This is a genomic window from Paraburkholderia solitsugae, from assembly GCF_013177695.1.
Classification (GTDB): Bacteria; Pseudomonadota; Gammaproteobacteria; order Burkholderiales; family Burkholderiaceae; genus Paraburkholderia; species Paraburkholderia solitsugae.
In genome coordinates this window covers 62,757-79,888 of record NZ_WOEY01000029.1, presented here as the reverse complement: position 1 = coordinate 79,888, position 17,132 = coordinate 62,757, and the positions used below count along the sequence as shown (strand labels likewise).

At 62.2% G+C, this 17,132-nt stretch carries 14 protein-coding genes; 5 read left to right on the top strand and 9 right to left on the bottom strand.

Features of this window, described 5'->3' with window-relative positions:
- Positions 1 to 2: 2 nt before the first annotated feature.
- Genes GNZ12_RS08095 through GNZ12_RS08085 form a run of 3 tightly spaced genes read right to left on the bottom strand, consistent with a single transcriptional unit; the run spans position 3 to position 2,602 of the window.
- The gene (locus tag GNZ12_RS08095; RefSeq protein WP_172309859.1) at positions 3 to 1,073 is read right to left on the bottom strand and encodes an MSMEG_0568 family radical SAM protein; all 1,071 of its coding nucleotides are present in this window, start codon (positions 1,071 to 1,073) and stop codon (positions 3 to 5) included.
- Positions 1,066 to 2,100: a Nit6803 family nitrilase gene (locus GNZ12_RS08090; protein ID WP_172309858.1), complete on the bottom strand. Its 1,035-nt coding sequence runs from the start codon at positions 2,098 to 2,100 to the stop codon at positions 1,066 to 1,068. The genes GNZ12_RS08095 and GNZ12_RS08090 overlap by 8 nt, the downstream gene beginning before the upstream one ends.
- A gap of 19 nt (positions 2,101 to 2,119) precedes the next feature.
- A complete protein-coding gene (locus GNZ12_RS08085) occupies positions 2,120 to 2,602 on the bottom strand; it encodes an MSMEG_0572/Sll0783 family nitrogen starvation response protein (protein WP_054040483.1) in 483 nt (160 codons plus the stop codon).
- A gap of 347 nt (positions 2,603 to 2,949) precedes the next feature.
- On the opposite strand from GNZ12_RS08085, the gene GNZ12_RS08080 reads away from it, so the two are divergent.
- The 3 genes from GNZ12_RS08080 to GNZ12_RS08070 all read left to right on the top strand — a co-directional run bounded on the left by GNZ12_RS08080 (position 2,950) and on the right by GNZ12_RS08070 (position 8,043).
- Positions 2,950 to 4,341 (top strand): aminotransferase-like domain-containing protein, encoded by a 1,392-nt coding sequence (locus GNZ12_RS08080; RefSeq protein WP_172309835.1) that lies wholly within the window; start codon positions 2,950 to 2,952, stop codon positions 4,339 to 4,341.
- A gap of 297 nt (positions 4,342 to 4,638) precedes the next feature.
- Positions 4,639 to 6,438, top strand: coding sequence for a methyl-accepting chemotaxis protein (locus GNZ12_RS08075; protein WP_172309834.1), 1,800 nt, complete (start codon positions 4,639 to 4,641; stop codon positions 6,436 to 6,438).
- Positions 6,439 to 6,459: 21 nt separating this feature from the next.
- Positions 6,460 to 8,043 carry a methyl-accepting chemotaxis protein gene (locus GNZ12_RS08070; RefSeq protein ID WP_172309833.1) on the top strand — a complete coding sequence of 528 codons (1,584 nt, stop codon included), beginning with the start codon at positions 6,460 to 6,462 and terminating at the stop codon, positions 8,041 to 8,043.
- Here the strand turns inward: GNZ12_RS08070 and GNZ12_RS08065 are convergent.
- Positions 8,040 to 8,420, bottom strand: a complete 381-nt coding sequence (locus GNZ12_RS08065) for a DUF5594 family protein (RefSeq protein WP_172309832.1) — start codon at positions 8,418 to 8,420, stop codon at positions 8,040 to 8,042. The two genes, GNZ12_RS08070 and GNZ12_RS08065, sit on opposite strands and share 4 nt — an antisense overlap.
- 492 nt (positions 8,421 to 8,912) lie before the next feature.
- Between GNZ12_RS08065 and GNZ12_RS08060 the strand changes: the two genes are divergently transcribed.
- Complete coding sequence (locus GNZ12_RS08060) at positions 8,913 to 9,935, top strand: IS110 family RNA-guided transposase (RefSeq protein ID WP_172309831.1); 1,023 nt, start codon at positions 8,913 to 8,915, stop codon at positions 9,933 to 9,935.
- Positions 9,936 to 10,336: 401 nt separating this feature from the next.
- Here the strand turns inward: GNZ12_RS08060 and GNZ12_RS08055 are convergent, their stop codons facing one another.
- The 4 genes from GNZ12_RS08055 to GNZ12_RS08040 form a co-directional block, all read right to left on the bottom strand.
- Positions 10,337 to 11,680 (bottom strand): dicarboxylate/amino acid:cation symporter, encoded by a 1,344-nt coding sequence (locus tag GNZ12_RS08055; RefSeq protein WP_172309830.1) that lies wholly within the window; start codon positions 11,678 to 11,680, stop codon positions 10,337 to 10,339.
- Positions 11,681 to 11,782: 102 nt separating this feature from the next.
- Entirely contained in the window at positions 11,783 to 12,400 is a 618-nt protein-coding gene (leuD, locus tag GNZ12_RS08050; RefSeq protein WP_172309829.1) for a 3-isopropylmalate dehydratase small subunit, read from the bottom strand.
- Complete coding sequence (gene leuC, locus GNZ12_RS08045) at positions 12,394 to 13,812, bottom strand: 3-isopropylmalate dehydratase large subunit (protein ID WP_172309828.1); 1,419 nt, start codon at positions 13,810 to 13,812, stop codon at positions 12,394 to 12,396. Before leuC ends, leuD begins: the two co-directional genes overlap by 7 nt.
- A gap of 17 nt (positions 13,813 to 13,829) precedes the next feature.
- Entirely contained in the window at positions 13,830 to 14,708 is an 879-nt protein-coding gene (locus GNZ12_RS08040) for an alpha/beta fold hydrolase (protein WP_172309827.1), read from the bottom strand.
- A gap of 94 nt (positions 14,709 to 14,802) precedes the next feature.
- Between GNZ12_RS08040 and GNZ12_RS08035 the strand changes: the two genes are divergently transcribed.
- Positions 14,803 to 15,705, top strand: coding sequence for a LysR family transcriptional regulator (locus GNZ12_RS08035; RefSeq protein WP_172309826.1), 903 nt, complete (start codon positions 14,803 to 14,805; stop codon positions 15,703 to 15,705).
- A 450-nt stretch (positions 15,706 to 16,155) separates the two neighbouring features.
- On the opposite strand, the gene GNZ12_RS08030 is transcribed toward GNZ12_RS08035, so the two are convergent.
- A complete protein-coding gene (locus GNZ12_RS08030) occupies positions 16,156 to 17,064 on the bottom strand; it encodes a LysR family transcriptional regulator (RefSeq protein WP_172309825.1) in 909 nt (302 codons plus the stop codon).
- Between the last annotated feature and the right edge of the window lie 68 nt (positions 17,065 to 17,132).

Below are 17,132 nucleotides of genomic sequence, written 5' to 3'. Positions count from 1 at the left end.
GATCACACCTCGTAGGATGAGAGCGACGAACACGCGCCGCATTTTCCGCAACCCGCCTTGATATCGCTCGAGCGCATCGCCGCGGCGTTGAGCATTCTGCCGAGCGGCTGCAGAACCGACTTCATGAATTCGGGCGTGGGCGCCGGATGATCTTCGAGCGGCGTGCCGCTGATCGGCACGAATGGCACAACGAACGGATAGACGCCGAGTTCGATCAACTCGCGCGACATTGCCAGAATCGCCTCGGCGCTATCGCCGAGACCGGCGAGTATGTACGTGCTGACCTGGCCGCGTCCGAACACGGCAACCGCCGCTTTGAACGCTTCCATGTAGTGCGCGAGCGGCACACTCGCTTTGCCCGGCATGATGCGTTCGCGCAATGCGGGCGTCACCACTTCGAGATGCATGCCGAGCGTATCGATGCCGCTCGCTTTCATGCGCCCGAACCAGCGGTCGTCGTCGGGCGGCTCGCATTGCGCCTGGATCGGCAGATCGACCGCCGCTTTGATGGCGAACGCACTTTCGCACAGGATCTGCGCACCGCGGTCGGGCGTGGGTGGCGTGCCGGTGGTCAACACCATATGCTTGACGCCGTCGAGCAATACCGCCGCACGCGCCACTTCGGCCAGTTGCTCCGGCGTCTTGCGCGCAATCGTTCGGCCTGCGGCGAGCGACTGCCCAATTGCGCAGAACTTGCAACTCTTGCGACGGCTCTCGTAGCGGATGCAGGTTTGCAGCACCGTCGTGGCCAGCACGTCCGCACTATGCAACGCGGCAATGTGCGAGTAAGGCACACCGTCGAGCGTCTGCATGCCGTAAAAGCGCGGTGCTTTGGGAAAGCTGATATTGGCAATCGGAATCGTGCCGCGCAGCAATGCGCTCGATCCATTTGCATCCGGCGTCTGCGCGACGAACGGCGAGTGCCAAGCGGTGCTCGTATGCACCGGCACCATGATCGTCACGCCGTCGACCGTGACCGCCTTGTGGTCCGAGGGTCCCGCACCGCCACGCCGGCTCGCGGCGCCCGCATCCGGAGACACGAGACGCAAACCAGTCGACTGCAATTCAGTCATCAATTGCCGGCTCGCTGCCGACAGTGTCTCGCTGGAGTTCATCGCGCCATCCCTCGTTTGAATTGAAACCCGTGCTCGAAGCACTGGACCAGGCCGGCATCGGCGCGACGGTTTCCGCCGGCCGCCGGTTGATCGCAAGACTCAGCAATTCAGGCCGCGCGTAGTGGCCGACCGAATCCATCATGCGCTTGCGCTTGGTGATCAAACTCATGTCGAGATCGGCAATCACCATGCCCTCGCCCTCACGCAGCGGTTGCGCCAAATGCTGTCCTTCGGGCGACACGATCGCGGTATTGCAGCCGCCGCGCAGCGCCTTCTGCAAACTCGTATCGGACGTGACCGACGCAATCTGCGCTTCGCTCAGCCAGCCCGTTGCATTGACCACGAAGCAACCCGACTCCAGTGCGTGATGCCGGATCGTCACCTCGATCTGGTCGGCGAAGATCGGCCCAACTAGCGAACCGGGAAACTGGCTGCAATGAATCTCTTCGTGCTGCGTCATCAATGCGTAGCGCGCGAGCGGGTTGTAATGCTCCCAGCAGGCAAGCGCACCGACACGCGCCACCGCCGTTTGAGCGACTTTCAAACCGGCCGCGTCGCCCTGCCCCCAGATCATGCGTTCGTGAAACGTCGGTGTGATTTTGCGGCGCTTGAGCAGCAGTTGGCCGTCCACGTCGAAAATCAACTGCGTGTTGTAGAGGCTGCCGTGATCGCGCTCATTGACGCCGAGCACCACTACCATCCGATGCAAACGCGCCCGTTCGGCCACCGCTTGCGTCACCGGGCCCGGCACGATCACGGCTTCCTCGTAGAGCTTCATGTGATCGGCGCCGGAAGCAACCGGCGGGCGCACAAAAGAAAAGTACGGGTAGTACGGCACGAAAGTTTCGGGAAACACGATCAACTGCACGCCTTCGCGCGCCGCTTTCTCGATGGCTTCGCATACCTTTTCGAGGGTGCCGCCGCTGCGTTCGAAGTCCGGTGCGATCTGGACTGCGGCGGCACGCACGATGCGTTTGTCGGACATAGTGGTCACCGGCCTCTCGTCAAACCGTCCACGTGTGAATGATCAGCGCGTTGTCCTTGCGATGAAGCAGCTGGATATCGAGCACGTCGAGCGGACTGATCGGGCGGATGCCTTCGATCAGCGAGGCCTCGCCGTGTCCATACAAGGCTTGCAGCGCGAAGCGGCAGGCGTACACCTTGCCGCCCTCTTCCATGAACTTCATTAGTTGCTTGTTGAAATTCAGATGGCCGGGGAATGCTTCGTCGCCGAGCGTTGGAAATCCGCGTTGCAGACCGAGCGTGACGCCTGGCCCGTAAAGCAGCACCGACGTTTCGAAGCCCTTGCGTTGCAGCCGCGTGGCCTGCAGTAAATTGACGAAGCCGATCGAACCTTCGAACGCGACCGTATGAAATGTGACGAGCGCCTTCTCGCCTGGTTCAGCCTTCACGTCTTCGAAGACTTTCTCTTCGTAGTCGACAAGGTAATCGCCTTTTTGATGCAGCGGTTTGTTGACGGCTGGCATGACACTCTCCGATCAGGTTTGCTAAGTAAAAGATGGCGCGTTCAATGTGTGCGCGCTTCTCCTAATGCAACGGCCGTGCCATTGATGGCCCGCGTAAATGCGATCAATCAGCAATCAATTCGGTCTCGATTCGACATGCGACTTGAAAATTTTTTTGGCGCGAAGGTTGCATATAGCCGGGGCATCGTGAGCAGTCGCCCTCGACTCCGCGATATCGCACCAGCCAGGTGCGGTTTGCCGATAGAGACGTGTCGGCGTGGTGCACTCATTCACCACGGACGATCAATCCGATCATTGATTGCATTTAAATCCGATCAGTGGTCTTCACCTCCAGCCAGAGCCTATCAATGAGCAGCCCGACACATCACTGGATCAAACGCCTCGCCGACATCCGCAAGCCGGCCTACCTCGCGATTCCCGATCTGATCGAAGAAGATCTCGCTACCGGCCGCCTACGTCCGCGCGACCGCTTGCCGGGACTGCGCGATCTGGCTGAAGAACTCGCGTTGAACTACACGACGGTGGCGCGCGCGTATGCGGAAGCGCGCAAGCGCGGCCTGCTCGATTCGCGCGCGGGCAGCGGCACCTTCGTGCGTGGCCGAACCGCAACCCTGCCGCTCGCCGGCGGCAGCAGCATCGAGATGTCGATGAATACGCCACCCGAGCCGCCCGATTACGCGGCCCGTTTGCGCGACTCGGCAGCGCGCCTGATGAGCGGCAGCGATCCCTATCAGTTGCTGCGCTATCAGGACTTCGGCGGCTCGGTTGCCGACAAGGACGCCGGCGCCGCATGGCTGAAGCGTCGCGTGCCGCATTGCGACGCGCAGAACGTACTGGTGTGCCCCGGCATTCATAGCGCGCTGGTGGCGCTCGTCTCGCAATTGGCGCGGCCCGGCGGCACGATCTGTCTCGACACGCTTGCTTACCCCGGCATCAAGGCGATTGCCGCGCAACTCGGCGTGCGCCTGCAAGCCCTGCCGCGCGACGACGAAGGCCCGCTCGCCCACGCATTCGAAGCGCTCTGCAAGACCGACAAGCCGAGCGCGTTCTATTGCAATCCGACGCTGCAAAACCCGAGCACGCTGACGCTCACGCACAAACGGCGCGAGGCGCTCGCCGACGTCGCGTTGCGCTACAGCGTCCCGATCATTGAAGACGATGCGTACGCGATGCTGCCGCAGAGCGCGCCCGATGCGCTCGCGAGCTTCGCGCCGGAACTGACCTACTACGTGACGGGTTTATCGAAGAGCCTCGGCGCAGGTTTGCGGGTCGCGCATCTGCACGCGCCGACTGCCAGGCAAACCCAGCGCCTCGCCGGCGCATTGCGCGCGACAACGGTGATGGCGAGTCCGTTCACAGTCACGCTCGCGACGCAATGGATCGTCGACGGTACGGCGCTCGATATGCTCAACGCGATCCGCAATGAATCGCGCGCACGCCAGGCGATTGCATCGCGCATGCTCGAAGCGTGGCCCTACGAAGCGCATCCGGACGGCTTTCATCTGTGGTTGCCGGTGCCGGTAGAAAGCGGCTGGAGCACGTCCGAACTCGCATTGCAACTGCGCAACCAGGGCATCGCCGCGGTTGCGGGTGCGGCGTTTTCCACCGACGGCAATCCGCCGAACGCGATGCGCGTGTGCCTCGGCGGCTCAAAGACGCGCGACGAATGCGAAGAGGCGCTGCGCATCGTGGGCGAGACACTCGATCATCCCCATCATCTGCATTCCCCGGTGATGTGAAACCATCTGCCTGCATCGGCACATAGCTTCACATCGCGTCGTACCCACCGCTATCGTCATATGAATACAGCGCCCTGCAGTCCATTGCAGCGGCACTGTTTCGGCATCTATTGAAAACCCAGCATCGAAGGAAAAAGTGTGTAGCATCGCGGCGCGCCGCCACAAGCGGCTCTCCCGGCAAGCGTCACAAGCTGTAAGCATTCCCCGCTCAAGTCCCCCCTGCCCACGCCGTATACCGCGTATGAGGCCCCCGCCTCACCGACTACGGCTTACTGCTTACTCCGAAAGACTCCCAACATGTTCTCCTCCATTCGCGCGCGCATCGTCGCCCTGTGCGTCGCCATCGTTGTGGTTGCGCTCGCTGCTAACGCGGTTCTCAACTATGTCGTCGCCAACTCGTATAACGCCGATGCCATCGAAAGCAGTTTGAACGCCGTCGAAAGTGGTCATGCAGACGGTATCAACGACTGGATCACCTCCAATAGTCAGATGATTAACTCGCTGCAGGACGCCGTGCTGCAACCCGATCCGTCCGCCGCGTTAAAGCAGATCGCCGCAGCCGGCAAGTTCACCAACGTGTACGTCGGCTACGCGGACAAGACCGCGAAGTTCTCCGACCCGACCGGCATTCCGCCCGACTACGATCCGACCGGCCGCCCCTGGTACAAGCAGGCCGTCGCAGCCGGCAAACCGGTGGTCACGCCGCCGTATGTGGACGTGGGCACGGGCAAGCTAGTGGTCGCGTTCGCCGCGCCCGTGGTGCGCGACGGCGTGGTGAAAGGCGTGGTGTCCGGCGATGTCGCGATGGACAGCGTGATTGCCAACGTCAAGGCGATTCATCCGACGCCCGCGAGCTTCGGCATGTTGATCGACGCGAGCGGCCATATCGTCGCGCACCCGGACGCCAAACTGACTCTGAAGCCGGTATCGGACCTCGCACCCGCGCTTACCGGTGACAAGCTGGCCGCGCTCTTCAGCGCCGAGCACCCGGTCGAGGTCGACGTGAGCGGCAGCACGAAGCTGCTGCGCGCCGAGGCCATTCCCGGCACCGATTGGTACGCGGTCGTCGCGCTCGACAAATCGGAAGCGACGGCGGGCATGCGATCGCTGTTGACCGCTTCAGTGATCGCCTTGATCGTGATCGCCGCCATCGCCGCCGCAATCGTGGCCGCGGTCACCGCGGTGTCGTTCCAGCGACTGTCGAAAGTACGCGATGCGATGGACGCGATCGGCTCGGGCGAAGGCGATCTGACACAACGTCTGCCGGCCGTCGGCAACGACGAAGTCGCGCAGATCGCGCGCTCGTTCAACACCTTCATCGACAAACTCAGCCACGTGATGCGCCAGATTCGCGATGCCAGCGAATCGGTGCGCGTGGCCGCCAATGAAATCGCCGCCGGTAACGTCGACCTGTCAGGCCGCACCGAATCCGCAGCGGCCAGCCTGCAACAGACGGCGGCGTCGATGGAAGAAATCACCTCGACGGTCACGCAATCGGCCAGCGCCGCGAAGCAGGCCGACGATACGGCCGTGTCCGCATCGCAAGTCGCCTCGCGCGGTGGCGTGGTGATCTCCGAAGTGATTACGACGATGGGCGAGATCGAACAGGCATCGGTGAAGATCTCCGACATCATCGGCGTGATCGACGGTATCGCGTTCCAGACCAACATTCTCGCGCTCAACGCCGCGGTGGAAGCCGCACGCGCCGGCGAACAGGGCCGCGGCTTCGCGGTGGTGGCCGGCGAAGTGCGCAGCCTCGCGCAACGCAGCGCGCAGGCAGCGAAGGAAATCAAGGCGCTGATCGAATCGACCGTCGGGAGCGTGACCTCCGGTTCGGGCCAGGTGCGCCAGGCCGGCGCGACGATGACGGAAATCGTCAGCAACGTCGCCAACGTGACGACCATCATTTCCGAAATCACGCAGGCCGCCAACGAGCAAACGCGCGGGATTCAGGAAGTGAACCGCGCGGTCAGCCAACTGGATGAAATGGTTCAACAGAACGCCGCGTTGGTCGAGGAATCGACGGCGGCCGCCGCCGCGTTGCAAAGCCAGGCCGTGAGTCTTGCCACTGCTGTGACGCAATTCAAACTGGACTAAGGTTCGCCAAAGGAAATCGCAGTGACGTTCTATAGAAATCTGAAGATCGCCGTTAAGTTGGCGCTGCTCGGCGCAGTGCTGCTCGCCGCCACGATGGTGGTGGGCCTCGAAGGCTGGCACGCCTTGTCCAATACGCATGCGTTGCAAATTCAGTCCGCGCAGACGCTCAGCCAGTATGCGCAAACCGCCGACACCGCGCGCGTCGCGCAGGTCGAATTCAAGAAGCAGGTGCAGGAATGGAAAGACCTGTTGCTGCGCGGCGCTGATCCCGCTTCGTTCACCAAGTACCGCGACGCCTTCAGCAAGGAAAGCGGCACGACGCACGCTGCCCTGCTGCGGCTGAAAGATCAGTTGAATGCACTCGGCGCCAACGTGGACGGGGTCGACAAAGCGCTCGCCACACACGCCTCGTTGCAGGACAGCTACCTCGAAGCGCTCAAGCACTACGATGCGGCCGATCCGAATACGGCGCACGTCGTCGACGGTCTGGTCAAAGGCATCGACCGCGCGCCGACCGCCGCTATCGACGACATCGTCGTCACGGTGATGCAGCAGGCGCAAGACTCCAACGTGCGCACGAGCGAGGCCGCAGAACGCGCGTACACGCTCGCCTGCACGCTGCTGCTGTCGGTCGTGATCTGCTCGCTCGGCGTGGGCACCATCGCGATCTGGTTCCTGAGCCGCAGCATCACGTTGCCGGTCAGGCAGGCCGTGGGGGTCGCGCAAGCGGTTGCGGCAGGCGATCTGCGCGCCGATGTCGCCGTGGTGAGCCGCGACGAAACCGGCCAGTTGCTGGTCGCGCTCAATGAAATGAATCAGCGCTTGCGCCATATCGTCAGCGAGATTCGTGAAGGCGCGAACACGATCTCTTCAGCGACGCAGGAGATCGCCGCGGGCAACCTCGACCTGTCGGCACGCACCGAACAACAGGCCGCCTCGCTGGAAGAGACCGCCGCGTCGATGCAGCATTTCACCGACTCGGTTCAGCGCAACGCCAGCAACGCCCGCGAAGCCACCTCGCTCGCGCAAACCGCTGCGCAGGCGGCGCGCGACGGCGGCGCCGTGATGAGCGACGCGGTGCGCACAATGGGCCAGATCAACGCGGCGTCCAAGCGCATCGTCGATATCATCGCGGTGGTCGAAGCGATTGCCGCGCAGACCAACATTCTGGCCCTCAACGCAGCCGTTGAAGCGGCGCGTGCCGGCACACAAGGACGCGGTTTCGCGGTTGTCGCGAGCGAAGTGCGCAGTCTCGCGCAACGCTCGGCCGATGCCGCGCGCGAGATCAAGGCGCTGATTCGCGAGTCGGTTGCCACGATCGACGCCGGTACGCAGTTGATCAATCATGCGAGCAATACGATGGACGGCGTGGTGCAAAGCGCGGGCAGCGTGACGCGCATCGTCGAGGCGATCGCGACCGCCAGCGTCGATCAGGCAGCGGGTATTGCGGAAGTGAACGATGCGGTCACGCAGATGGATCAGGTGACGCAGAGCAATGCGGCTTTGGTGGAGCAAGCGGCCGCGGCTGCTGATGCGGTGCAGAGCAAGGCATCGGGTCTGGTGCAAAGCGTGAGCTTCTTCCGGATCGGCGCGGCGGTTTCCTAAGACCCGAAGTCGAGGCCGCCGAGTAGTACTGCCGGCTCGGCCTGCGTGTGCGAGACAAAATCCAGTTCGCGCACGTGGCGCCATGCTTCGAGCTTGCGGGGTAATGCCGCCAGATAGCTGGCGAAGCGCGTCGGCCCTTCCGCGCCCATCAGCCGTTCGATTTCGTCGCTGTCCCATGTTAGAAACAGATTCAGCGGATGTGGGTAGTGGCGAAGGTCTTCGATCGGCGTTGCGTGGATCCGCACGCGGGTGGGATGTCCGTGGCCGCCGTATGGAAGGACTTCGGTGTGCACGGTGGTGGCGAAACAGGCGGCGATCGCCTCGGCGATGCGAGGCGCAAACTGTTCATCGAAACGGGCGGCACTCTCTGGGCGCATCTATGTCTCCGACGGTTTTTGCAGCGAGCGGAACATCGTAGCATGCGGGCTGGGCGCCTTCGCGGGAGACGCGGGGGGGTGCGTATGGCGTTGGGCTTTTCCTGTGTTGTTTGCCTGCGTGGCGTTCTTTGTCTGTGCCCTTACGGTGTTGGCCTTTCCTTGATTTGTTATTGGTCTATTAGCGTCGCCCCTGTGCGGGGCGGGCACCTACTTTTCTTTGCCTGCCGCAAAGAAAAGTAGGCAAAAGAAAGCGGCTCACCCCCGCTAGCTCATAAGCGGGTCCCCCGCGCAGCCATGGTAGTGGTGCATCTGGAATCTGTGCCCTCGCACATTTGGCGTTAGTGACAAATGGAATGGACGCCTCCCCCCGTAAGGGCTGCTGATCACTGACCGTGGGGGCGGGCAAAGGTAGGGTGGGTTCTCGCAACCGACGGCATCAGATGTGCCAGAGTGGAAGTTGGGCAACGAACCACTTGAGGAAGGAGAACCCAAATGAACTTTACTCCGGTCGGTGTGGATATTGCAAAGCAGGTTTTCCAGGTGCACTGGGTTGATCCGCAAACCGGCGAGGTCATCAGCCGACAGATCCGGCGCGCCGCGTTTCTGGAGCATTTCGCCAATCGCACGCCCTGCCTCATCGGCATGGAAGCGTGCGGCGGAGCCCAGCACTGGGCGCGTCGGCTGGGCGAAATGGGGCATCAGGTCAGGTTGATGCCGGGCAAGGCGGTCAAGGCATTCGTGATTGGCAACAAGAACGATGTGGCCGATGCGCGCGCGATCTGGAACGCGGTACAGCAGCCTTGCGTGAGGGCGGTGGCGGTCAAGACTGAAACGCAGCAGGCGGTGCTGGCGCTGCACCGGATGCGCCAGCAGCTGGTCAGATTCCGCACGATGCAGATTAATGGCCTGCGTGGACTGCTGACGGAATACGGTGAGGTGATGGCGGTGGGCCGGGCCGCGCTGAACCGGGCGATGGCCGGTGTGCTGGCGCGCCTGAGCGAGCGTTTGCCTGCGATGTTGATGGACACACTGCGTGAACAATGGCAGCGGCTTGACGTGCTCGATGAGCAGATTGCGCAGATCGAGCGCCGGCTCTCGGAGTGGATGAAGGAAGAGCGCGCCTGCAGGCAGATCGCGGACATTCCAGGCGTCGGGTTGCTGACGGCAACCGCTGCCGTGGCGACGATGGGGGATCCGAAGACATTCAGTTCGGGCCGTGAGTTTGCGGCCTGGCTGGGGCTGGTGCCGCGACAGACCGGCACCGGTGGCAAGCTCCGGTTACATGGGATCAGCAAACGTGGGGATGTGTACCTGCGCACGCTGCTGATACACGGCGCCCGATCGGTGCTTGCACGCACAAAAGAGCCGGGGCCGTGGATCGAGCAGTTGCGCAGGCGCCGCCCGAACAACGTGGTGACCGTCGCACTGGCCAACAAGCTGGCCCGAACGATCTGGGCCTTGCTGGCACACGACCGGAAGTACGAGAAAGCTCATGTCAGTGTTCGGCCGGTGTGAACGCAGCGAAGTCTGAACAGAACGGTTTTGCAAAGAGGAAAACGTCAAAGGTTGTGCAAGGTAATTGAGTGTGATGGCACACAGGTCAGACCGGGACTCACCAAACCTGAAGCCCTTTGCGGGCTAACAGCCCGTGTGACAAATGAGGCGTGAGCCAGCGGAATCCATCGAGGCCAGCGGGTTCGACCTGCAACAAGGCCGGATATAAAGCCGCAGCCTTCCTGTCTACCAGCACATAAAATTCCTTGGCAAACGGGAGGCGTCCATATAAAAGGGCTCATCAGCTCCCACTCCGCACTGCGTGCGTCGCGGATCGGTATGCCAGGGAAACCAACGGGGTGTATCGGCACGGCGGGCCGTTGTCGCTGGTGCATGCGTATGAGGCCACCACAGCGGCTTAGTCAGATGGAGCGCTGCGCCTCACGTTCAGGCAAGCGATCCACGACGGCCGCCCCCTCCTCCAACCCGACTGCGTCAGACGCGCCAACTGGCCTCGCCAACGCCGCCTTGAGCTTGTCCCGATCCAGCTCCTTCTCCCACGCTGCAATCACGATCGATGCCACGCCATTACCCATCGTATTGGTCAGCGCGCGGCACTCGGACATGAAACGGTCGATGCCGAGAATCAGCACCATCGCCGTCACCGGCACGGTCGGCACGACCGAAAGACTCGCGGCCAACGTGATAAACCCCGCCCCCGTGACACCAGTCGAACCCTTCGACGTCAGCATCGTCACCGCCAGCAACGTGATCTCCTGAACAATCGTCAAATGGGTGTTCGTGGCCTGGGCGAGAAATAGCACCGCAAGCGTCATGTAGATATTGGTGCCGTCGAGATTGAACGAGTAGCCCGTCGGCACGACCAGTCCGACAATTCCGCGAGCGCATCCGAGCCGTTCGAGTTTTTCCATCAACTGCGGTAAGGCCGCTTCAGATGTCGACGTGCCAAGCACGATCAGCAGTTCATCCTTGATGTACACGACGAAACGCCACAAGCTGAAGCCGCACGCTCTCGTAATCAGGCCGAGGCCGCACGAGACGAACAGGAATGCGGTGAGGTAGAACGTGCCAATCAGTTTCATCATCGGCAGCAAGGAGACAATGCCATATTTGCCAATCGTGAACGCGATGGCGCCGAACGCACCAATCGGCGCGAGGCTCGTAATCATGCGCACCATGCGGAAGAAAGTTTTCGACAGCAGTTCGATCAAACCAATGACCGGTCTGGCGGGTTCGCCCATCACCGCGAGCGCGGTACCGAACAGCATGGCGATCAACAGCACCGGCAAAATATCGCCCTGCGTGAACGCGCCGACGAAGGTCTCCGGGATGATGTGCATGAAGAAGCCCGCGAGTCCCTCGCCGTGCGCGGCCTGCGCGGCGTAACTGGATACGGCGCCGGCGTCGAGTGTGGCGGGATCGACGTTAAAGCCAGCACCGGGTTTCAGGATGTGCGCGGCCAGCAATCCAATCGCGAGCGCGAGTGTCGACACCACTTCGAAATACAGCAGCGCTTTGCCACCCACGCGGCCGACCTTGCGCATGTCGTGCATGCTGGCGATACCGGTCGCGACAGTGCAGAAAATCACCGGGCTGATGATCATGCGCACGAGTTTGATGAAGGCGTCGCCAAGCGGTTTCATCGCCACGGCATCCGCAGGCAGGAAATGGCCGACGAGCACACCGATAACAATCGCTACGATCACCTGCACGTACAGCACCTTATAGAGCGGATTGCGCTTCATGTCTCCTCCGTTTTTTAAAGGCAAAGCGCATCCCTTCCCTTCTGGCGGGGAAATCGTCACGCGCGTTCCGGTTGAATGGCGGCACACGTGCCGCCAGGGGATTTACAGTACGGCGGCCCAGTTGTGCCGTTCGAAATGGGCCCGCTCGAACGCTTCAATGTCCTGCAGTGAAGCAAGCGTGAGGTCGATGGTGTCCATGCCTTCGATCACCATTTGTTTGTGACGTGCGCCGAGCGGGAACGGGAACACGCGACCACCGGCGGACGTCACCGTTTGCTGTTCGATGTCGATGTGTAACGGCGCAGCCGGTTGTGTCGCGGCGTCATGCAGTAAGACGTCGACTGCTGCGCGTTCCAGTTGCACCAGCAGCAAGCGGTTATTCATCGCGTTCGAATAAAAAATCTCCGCGAAGCTCGGCGCGATCACCGCTTCGAAACCGAATTGCTGAAGCCCCCATACCGCATGCTCACGACTCGAGCCGCAGCCGAAATTAGAGCCGCCGATCAGAATGCGCGCGCCGCGATACGCCGCCTGATTCAGCACGCAATCCGGGCGCGGCTCGCCATCCGCGTCGACACGCAAGTCGTACAGCAAGCCCTCACTCAGGCCGCCCTTGTCGATGATGCGAAGAAACTGCTTCGGCATGATCTGATCGGTGTCGAGGTTTTCAATCGGCAAAGGCGCGGCAATTCCGTCGATTTTGGTGAGTCTCGTTAGCATGATTGCGTCTCTAGCGTGCGGACGTCGGTGATGCGCCCGGTGAGTGCGGCGGCCGCGGCCATCGCGGGGCTCATCAGGTGCGTGCGGCCGCCGCGCCCCTGCCGCCCTTCGAAGTTGCGGTTGGTCGTGGATGCACAGCGCTCGCCCACCGCGAGAAAATCGTCGTTCATCGCGAGGCACATTGAACACCCCGGTTCACGCCATTCGAAACCGGCATCGCGCAGTATCGCGGCGATGCCCTCAGCCTCGGCCTGGCGGCGCACACTGCCAGAACCCGGCACGACCATCGCGCGCACACCTTCCGCGACGTGGCGCCCGCGCACGATGGAGGCGACGATGCGCAAATCCTCGATACGTCCGTTGGTGCACGAGCCAATGAACACGCGATCGATCGGCGTGCCCGCAATTGGCTGGTCGGCATCGAGCCCGATATAGTCGAGCGCGCGTCGGAGCGCCGCGGCGGCCTCCAGTGTCTTTTGCGCAGCGGCGCTGGGAATGCGCTGATCGACTGCGATCGCCTGATCGGGGCTCGTGCCCCATGTGACGAACGGCGCGATATCGTGCGCATCGAAATGATGTTCGACATCGAAGGCCGCGCCGGCGTCGGATTTCAGTTCGCGCCAGTCGTTCATGGCAGCAGCCCACGCGGCACCGTCAAGCGATGTTGCGTGCGCGCGGACGTAGTCGAACGTGGTCGCGTCGGGTGCGATCAGCGCGGCTCGCGCGCCGGCTTCGACGGTCATGTTGCATAAGGTCATGCGCGCTTCCGCGGACAGCGACGCAATCGTCGAGCCTGCGAACTCCACCGCATAACCACGCGCACCCTGTGCACCGATGCGGCTGATGATCAACAGGATCACGTCCTTTGAGGATGTGCCGTACGGCAACGCCCCTTCGATCGTGATGCGCATGGTTTGCGCGACGCGATAGACCAGCGTTTGCGTGGCGAGCACGTGCTCGACCTCCGAGGTGCCGATGCCGAAACCCAACGCGCCGAGCGCACCGTACGTGGTCGTGTGACTATCGCCGCACAGCACGACCATCCCCGGGCGAATCAGGCCGCGTTCAGGCGCGACGATATGTTCGATGCCTTGCAGCGGATCGTTCGCCGCGTACAGTTCGATACCCGCCTGCTCGCAGTTGCGCGCGAGATTATTCGCCTGCAATAGCGAAGCGGCATCGCGAATCACGCGCGGCGATTCCGCATGCGTTGGAATGATGTGGCTGACTACCGCCAGTTGCTGCCGCGGACGACGCACCGGCCGCGCTTTCGCCGCAAGCGCGCTGAACGCCTGCGGGCTGGTGTATTCGTTCATCAGATGCAGATCGACGTACAGCAGCACGTTTTGCGCGTCGATGCGCGTGACGACGTGCGAATCGACGAGCTTCTGGTAAAGGGTTCGCTTTGACATGATGGGTCGGCCGGCGGCTAGGACTGCAGGAACGGCAGAAGGCGTTCGAGCAACAACTCGGGCGCTTCCTCGGGAATGTAATGGCCGCACGGCAATGCCTCGCCGCTCACGTGCGCCGACCACTGCCGCCATTCGGCGAGCGGCTCGAAGCATTGCTCGATCACGCCATGTGCCCCCCACAGCGCAAGGAAATCGCACACGATCTTCTGCCCTTCGGCGAGCGAGGCACGGTCGTGATCGAGGTCGATCGTGATGCTCGCGCGGTAGTCCTCGCAGATGCCGTGCGCGGTGGCCGGGTCTGACAGACAGCGCAAATACTCGGCGTAGGCGGCATAGGTGAATGGCGCAAGCCCCGCGCTGCGTGCGCCGATCGTCTGCTTCAGATAGAGATCGGGGTCCGCACGGATCAGCGTCTCGGGAAACGGTGCGGGACGCACGAGGAAGAACCAGTGCCAGTAAGCGCGCGCAAACTCGAACGAGGTTTGCTCGTACATGGCGAGTGTCGGTGCGACGTCCAGCGTGACCAGCTTCGTCACGGCTTGCGGATGATCGAGCGCCATGCGAGCGGCAACGCGTCCGCCGCGGTCGTGACCGACAACGGCAAATTGTGTGAAGCCTTGGGCGCGCATCAACGACACCTGATCCGCGGCCATGCGGCGTTTCGAATAGGTGCTGTGGTCAGGCGCGCCTTGCGGTTTGCCGCTGTCGCCATAGCCACGCAGATCCGCGGCAATGACCGTGAAGTGCTGTGCCAGCGTGGGCGCGACCTTGTGCCAGATCGCATGGGTCTGCGGATGGCCGTGCAGCAGCAGTAAAGCCGGGCCACTGCCGCCACGGATCGCGTGGATCTGGATGCCGTCGACGTGGGTCGACGCGTCGGTGAATTCTGTAAACATCGTTGCCTCCCGTATCTGAATGCAGTCTAATTGATGCCTACAGCGATATGGTTTCTATTGAGGCAATCCGGAATTAACTTTTGGGAACGAATCGATGGACGGCTTTTCCGACCTGAATCTGTTCGCGCTGGTGGCGCGCCACCGCAATCTGGCGGCCGCGGCGCGTGAGCTCGGCGTGACGCCGCCGTCGATCAGCAAGCGTCTCGCGCAACTCGAACAGCGCCTGGGCGTGCGGTTGGTCAACCGGACCACGCGCCGCCTGAGCCTCACGGCCGAGGGCGAGATCTATCTGGCGAATGGCTCGCGCATCCTCGACGACCTCGCTGAACTGGAGCAACTGGTCACCAGCAGCCGCGCCGAGCCGACTGGACTCTTGCGCGTGAACGCGTCGTTCGGTTTCGGCCGCGCGCACGTCGCGCCGGCCATCTCGCGGTTCAGCGAGCGTTTTCCGTCAATGAAAATTCAGTTGCATCTCACTGACCGGCCGGTCAGCTTGCAGGAAGAAGGCTTCGACCTGGGTATTCGCTTTGGTGAGGTGCCGGATGCGCGTATCAATGCGCGTTTGCTGCTGAAAAACCAGCGGCTGGTGTGTGCCACGCCTGGCTACGTGAAACGGCATGGTGCGCCGGCCATGCCTCACGATTTGACGCGCCATGCGTGCCTCGTCTTACGCGAAAACGAATCGGCGTATGGCACGTGGCATTTTGCGCGCGGCAAGAAGTCCGAGACGGTGAAGGTGGATGGTCCGTTGAGCAGCAACGACGGCAGCGCCGTGCTGAAGTGGGCGCTCGATGGGCGCGGCATTGCCGTGCGCTCCGCATGGGAGATTTCCCGACACCTGCAATGCGGCGAGCTGGTGCCGTTGCTCACGGACTGGGCGCTGCCGAACGCTGACATTCACGCGATCTATCTGGAGCGGCATCGGCTGTCGGCGAAACTCAGGACGTTCATCGACTTTCTCGGCGACGAACTGCAAGCGAGTGTTCGATCGGCTTAGCGCGTGCGGTGAGCCGGGCGCTGCAGGGCCATCACGCGGGTCGGGCGAATACCCGGCGTGTGTGTGTTCACCCGGTGCGTTTGTTTCGTTGAGCGCGATTTGCTCGCCAGCGAATCAGGAAGCTGACCAATGCGGCGAAGGCCGCAGTGGCCGCGTAGCCGGCGAGGCGAATGGCGTCCTCACTCGGGAGACGCGAGACCAACACAATGACAATGGCGATTGCAAGCAGAGCAAGAAATGCGATTGTCCATTTCATCCCCGTCTCCCCTGAAGGTTGATGTGCTGCCAGGCGCACGGCTATCTCGCCGTTTTGTTAAGCATACCCGTGAGTGAGGCACCGGTGCTGGTGCTGCTTTCTTCTGGGCGCCAACGCAGTGAGTCCATTTTCGATCTGCTCACCTGCAGCGCACAGATCATCAGCGCGCTGAGGGAAAAACGCTTCAGTGCGGCTCAAGCAGCCACCCCTCTGCCACTTCCCCGCGCCTGCTCCAGGATGAACTCGATAAAACTCGCCGCCGCCCGCGTGTGATGGCGATTCGGCATATAGAGCAGGTACATATTCGTACCGAAGATGCTTAGACGCCATTCGTCGAGCGCCGTCACCACATCTCCGCGACGCAGATCGTCCTGCACCACATAGTCGGGCACAAGGCCGACACCCAGGCCAGCCAGCACCGCCTGGCGCAAGAACAGAAAGTTCTCGGAAATAATTGTCGGCTCAAGCAGCACTTCGTGGCGTTCATCGCGCAGATAGGCCGCAACGCGCAACTGCCTGCCGACCACCGCCGACGTAATCAACGGCGCTGTGCGCAGATCATCGAGCCGCACAGGCATGCCGCGGCTTTCGGCAAAACCCGGCGATGCACAAGCCACATATCGCACCGGCCCCATGTCGCGCGCAACGAGATTCTGCGGCGGCTCGGACATCACTCGGACCGCGATGTCGACTTCGTCGCGCATCAGATCCTCGACGCGATTCTCGAACATCACATCCAGCACGATGCCCGGATAAAGACGCTTGAACGCGATCAGCCAATCCGACATCACCAGTTGCCCGTAGCCGCTCGGCACGCTCAATCTCACGCGCCCCTGCAAGCTCTGCCCGAGGGTGGTCACCGATTCCCGCGCGGCCAGCAGCGCGTTCTGGATCGTGCGGCCGTGCTCGTATAACTGCAGACCGATTTCGGTCGGTTCGACGCGGCGCGTGGTGCGCCTCACCAGTTGCATACCGATCGAGCGTTCCAACTGGTTCAGGTGGTAGCTCACGTTCGCGCGGCTCATTTTCAGCCGGCGCGCGGCTTCGCTCAGGTTGCCCGCATCGAGGATATCCACCAGCAAGGTCAGCGAATTGACGTCCATGATGCGGCCTTTGTCAAAATAATTTTGACAGTCTGTCAATGGACTATGCAATTGTCAATAAACCTTGA

Bases quoted from the DNA above. Each gene is read 5' to 3' on its own strand.
- GNZ12_RS08095 (WP_172309859.1), bottom strand. From the start codon at position 1,073: ATGACTGAATTGCAGTCGACTGGTTTGCGTCTCGTGTCTCCGGATGCG.
- leuC (WP_172309828.1), bottom strand. From the start codon at position 13,812: ATGTCAAAGCGAACCCTTTACCAGAAGCTCGTCGATTCGCACGTCGTC.
- GNZ12_RS08030 (WP_172309825.1), bottom strand. From the start codon at position 17,064: ATGGACGTCAATTCGCTGACCTTGCTGGTGGATATCCTCGATGCGGGC.
- GNZ12_RS08090 (WP_172309858.1), bottom strand. From the start codon at position 2,100: ATGTCCGACAAACGCATCGTGCGTGCCGCCGCAGTCCAGATCGCACCG.
- GNZ12_RS08060 (WP_172309831.1), top strand. From the start codon at position 8,913: ATGAACTTTACTCCGGTCGGTGTGGATATTGCAAAGCAGGTTTTCCAG.
- GNZ12_RS08035 (WP_172309826.1), top strand. From the start codon at position 14,803: ATGGACGGCTTTTCCGACCTGAATCTGTTCGCGCTGGTGGCGCGCCAC.
- GNZ12_RS08085 (WP_054040483.1), bottom strand. From the start codon at position 2,602: ATGCCAGCCGTCAACAAACCGCTGCATCAAAAAGGCGATTACCTTGTC.
- GNZ12_RS08055 (WP_172309830.1), bottom strand. From the start codon at position 11,680: ATGAAGCGCAATCCGCTCTATAAGGTGCTGTACGTGCAGGTGATCGTA.
- GNZ12_RS08040 (WP_172309827.1), bottom strand. From the start codon at position 14,708: ATGTTTACAGAATTCACCGACGCGTCGACCCACGTCGACGGCATCCAG.
- GNZ12_RS08075 (WP_172309834.1), top strand. From the start codon at position 4,639: ATGTTCTCCTCCATTCGCGCGCGCATCGTCGCCCTGTGCGTCGCCATC.
- leuD (WP_172309829.1), bottom strand. From the start codon at position 12,400: ATGCTAACGAGACTCACCAAAATCGACGGAATTGCCGCGCCTTTGCCG.
- GNZ12_RS08080 (WP_172309835.1), top strand. From the start codon at position 2,950: ATGAGCAGCCCGACACATCACTGGATCAAACGCCTCGCCGACATCCGC.
- GNZ12_RS08065 (WP_172309832.1), bottom strand. From the start codon at position 8,420: ATGCGCCCAGAGAGTGCCGCCCGTTTCGATGAACAGTTTGCGCCTCGC.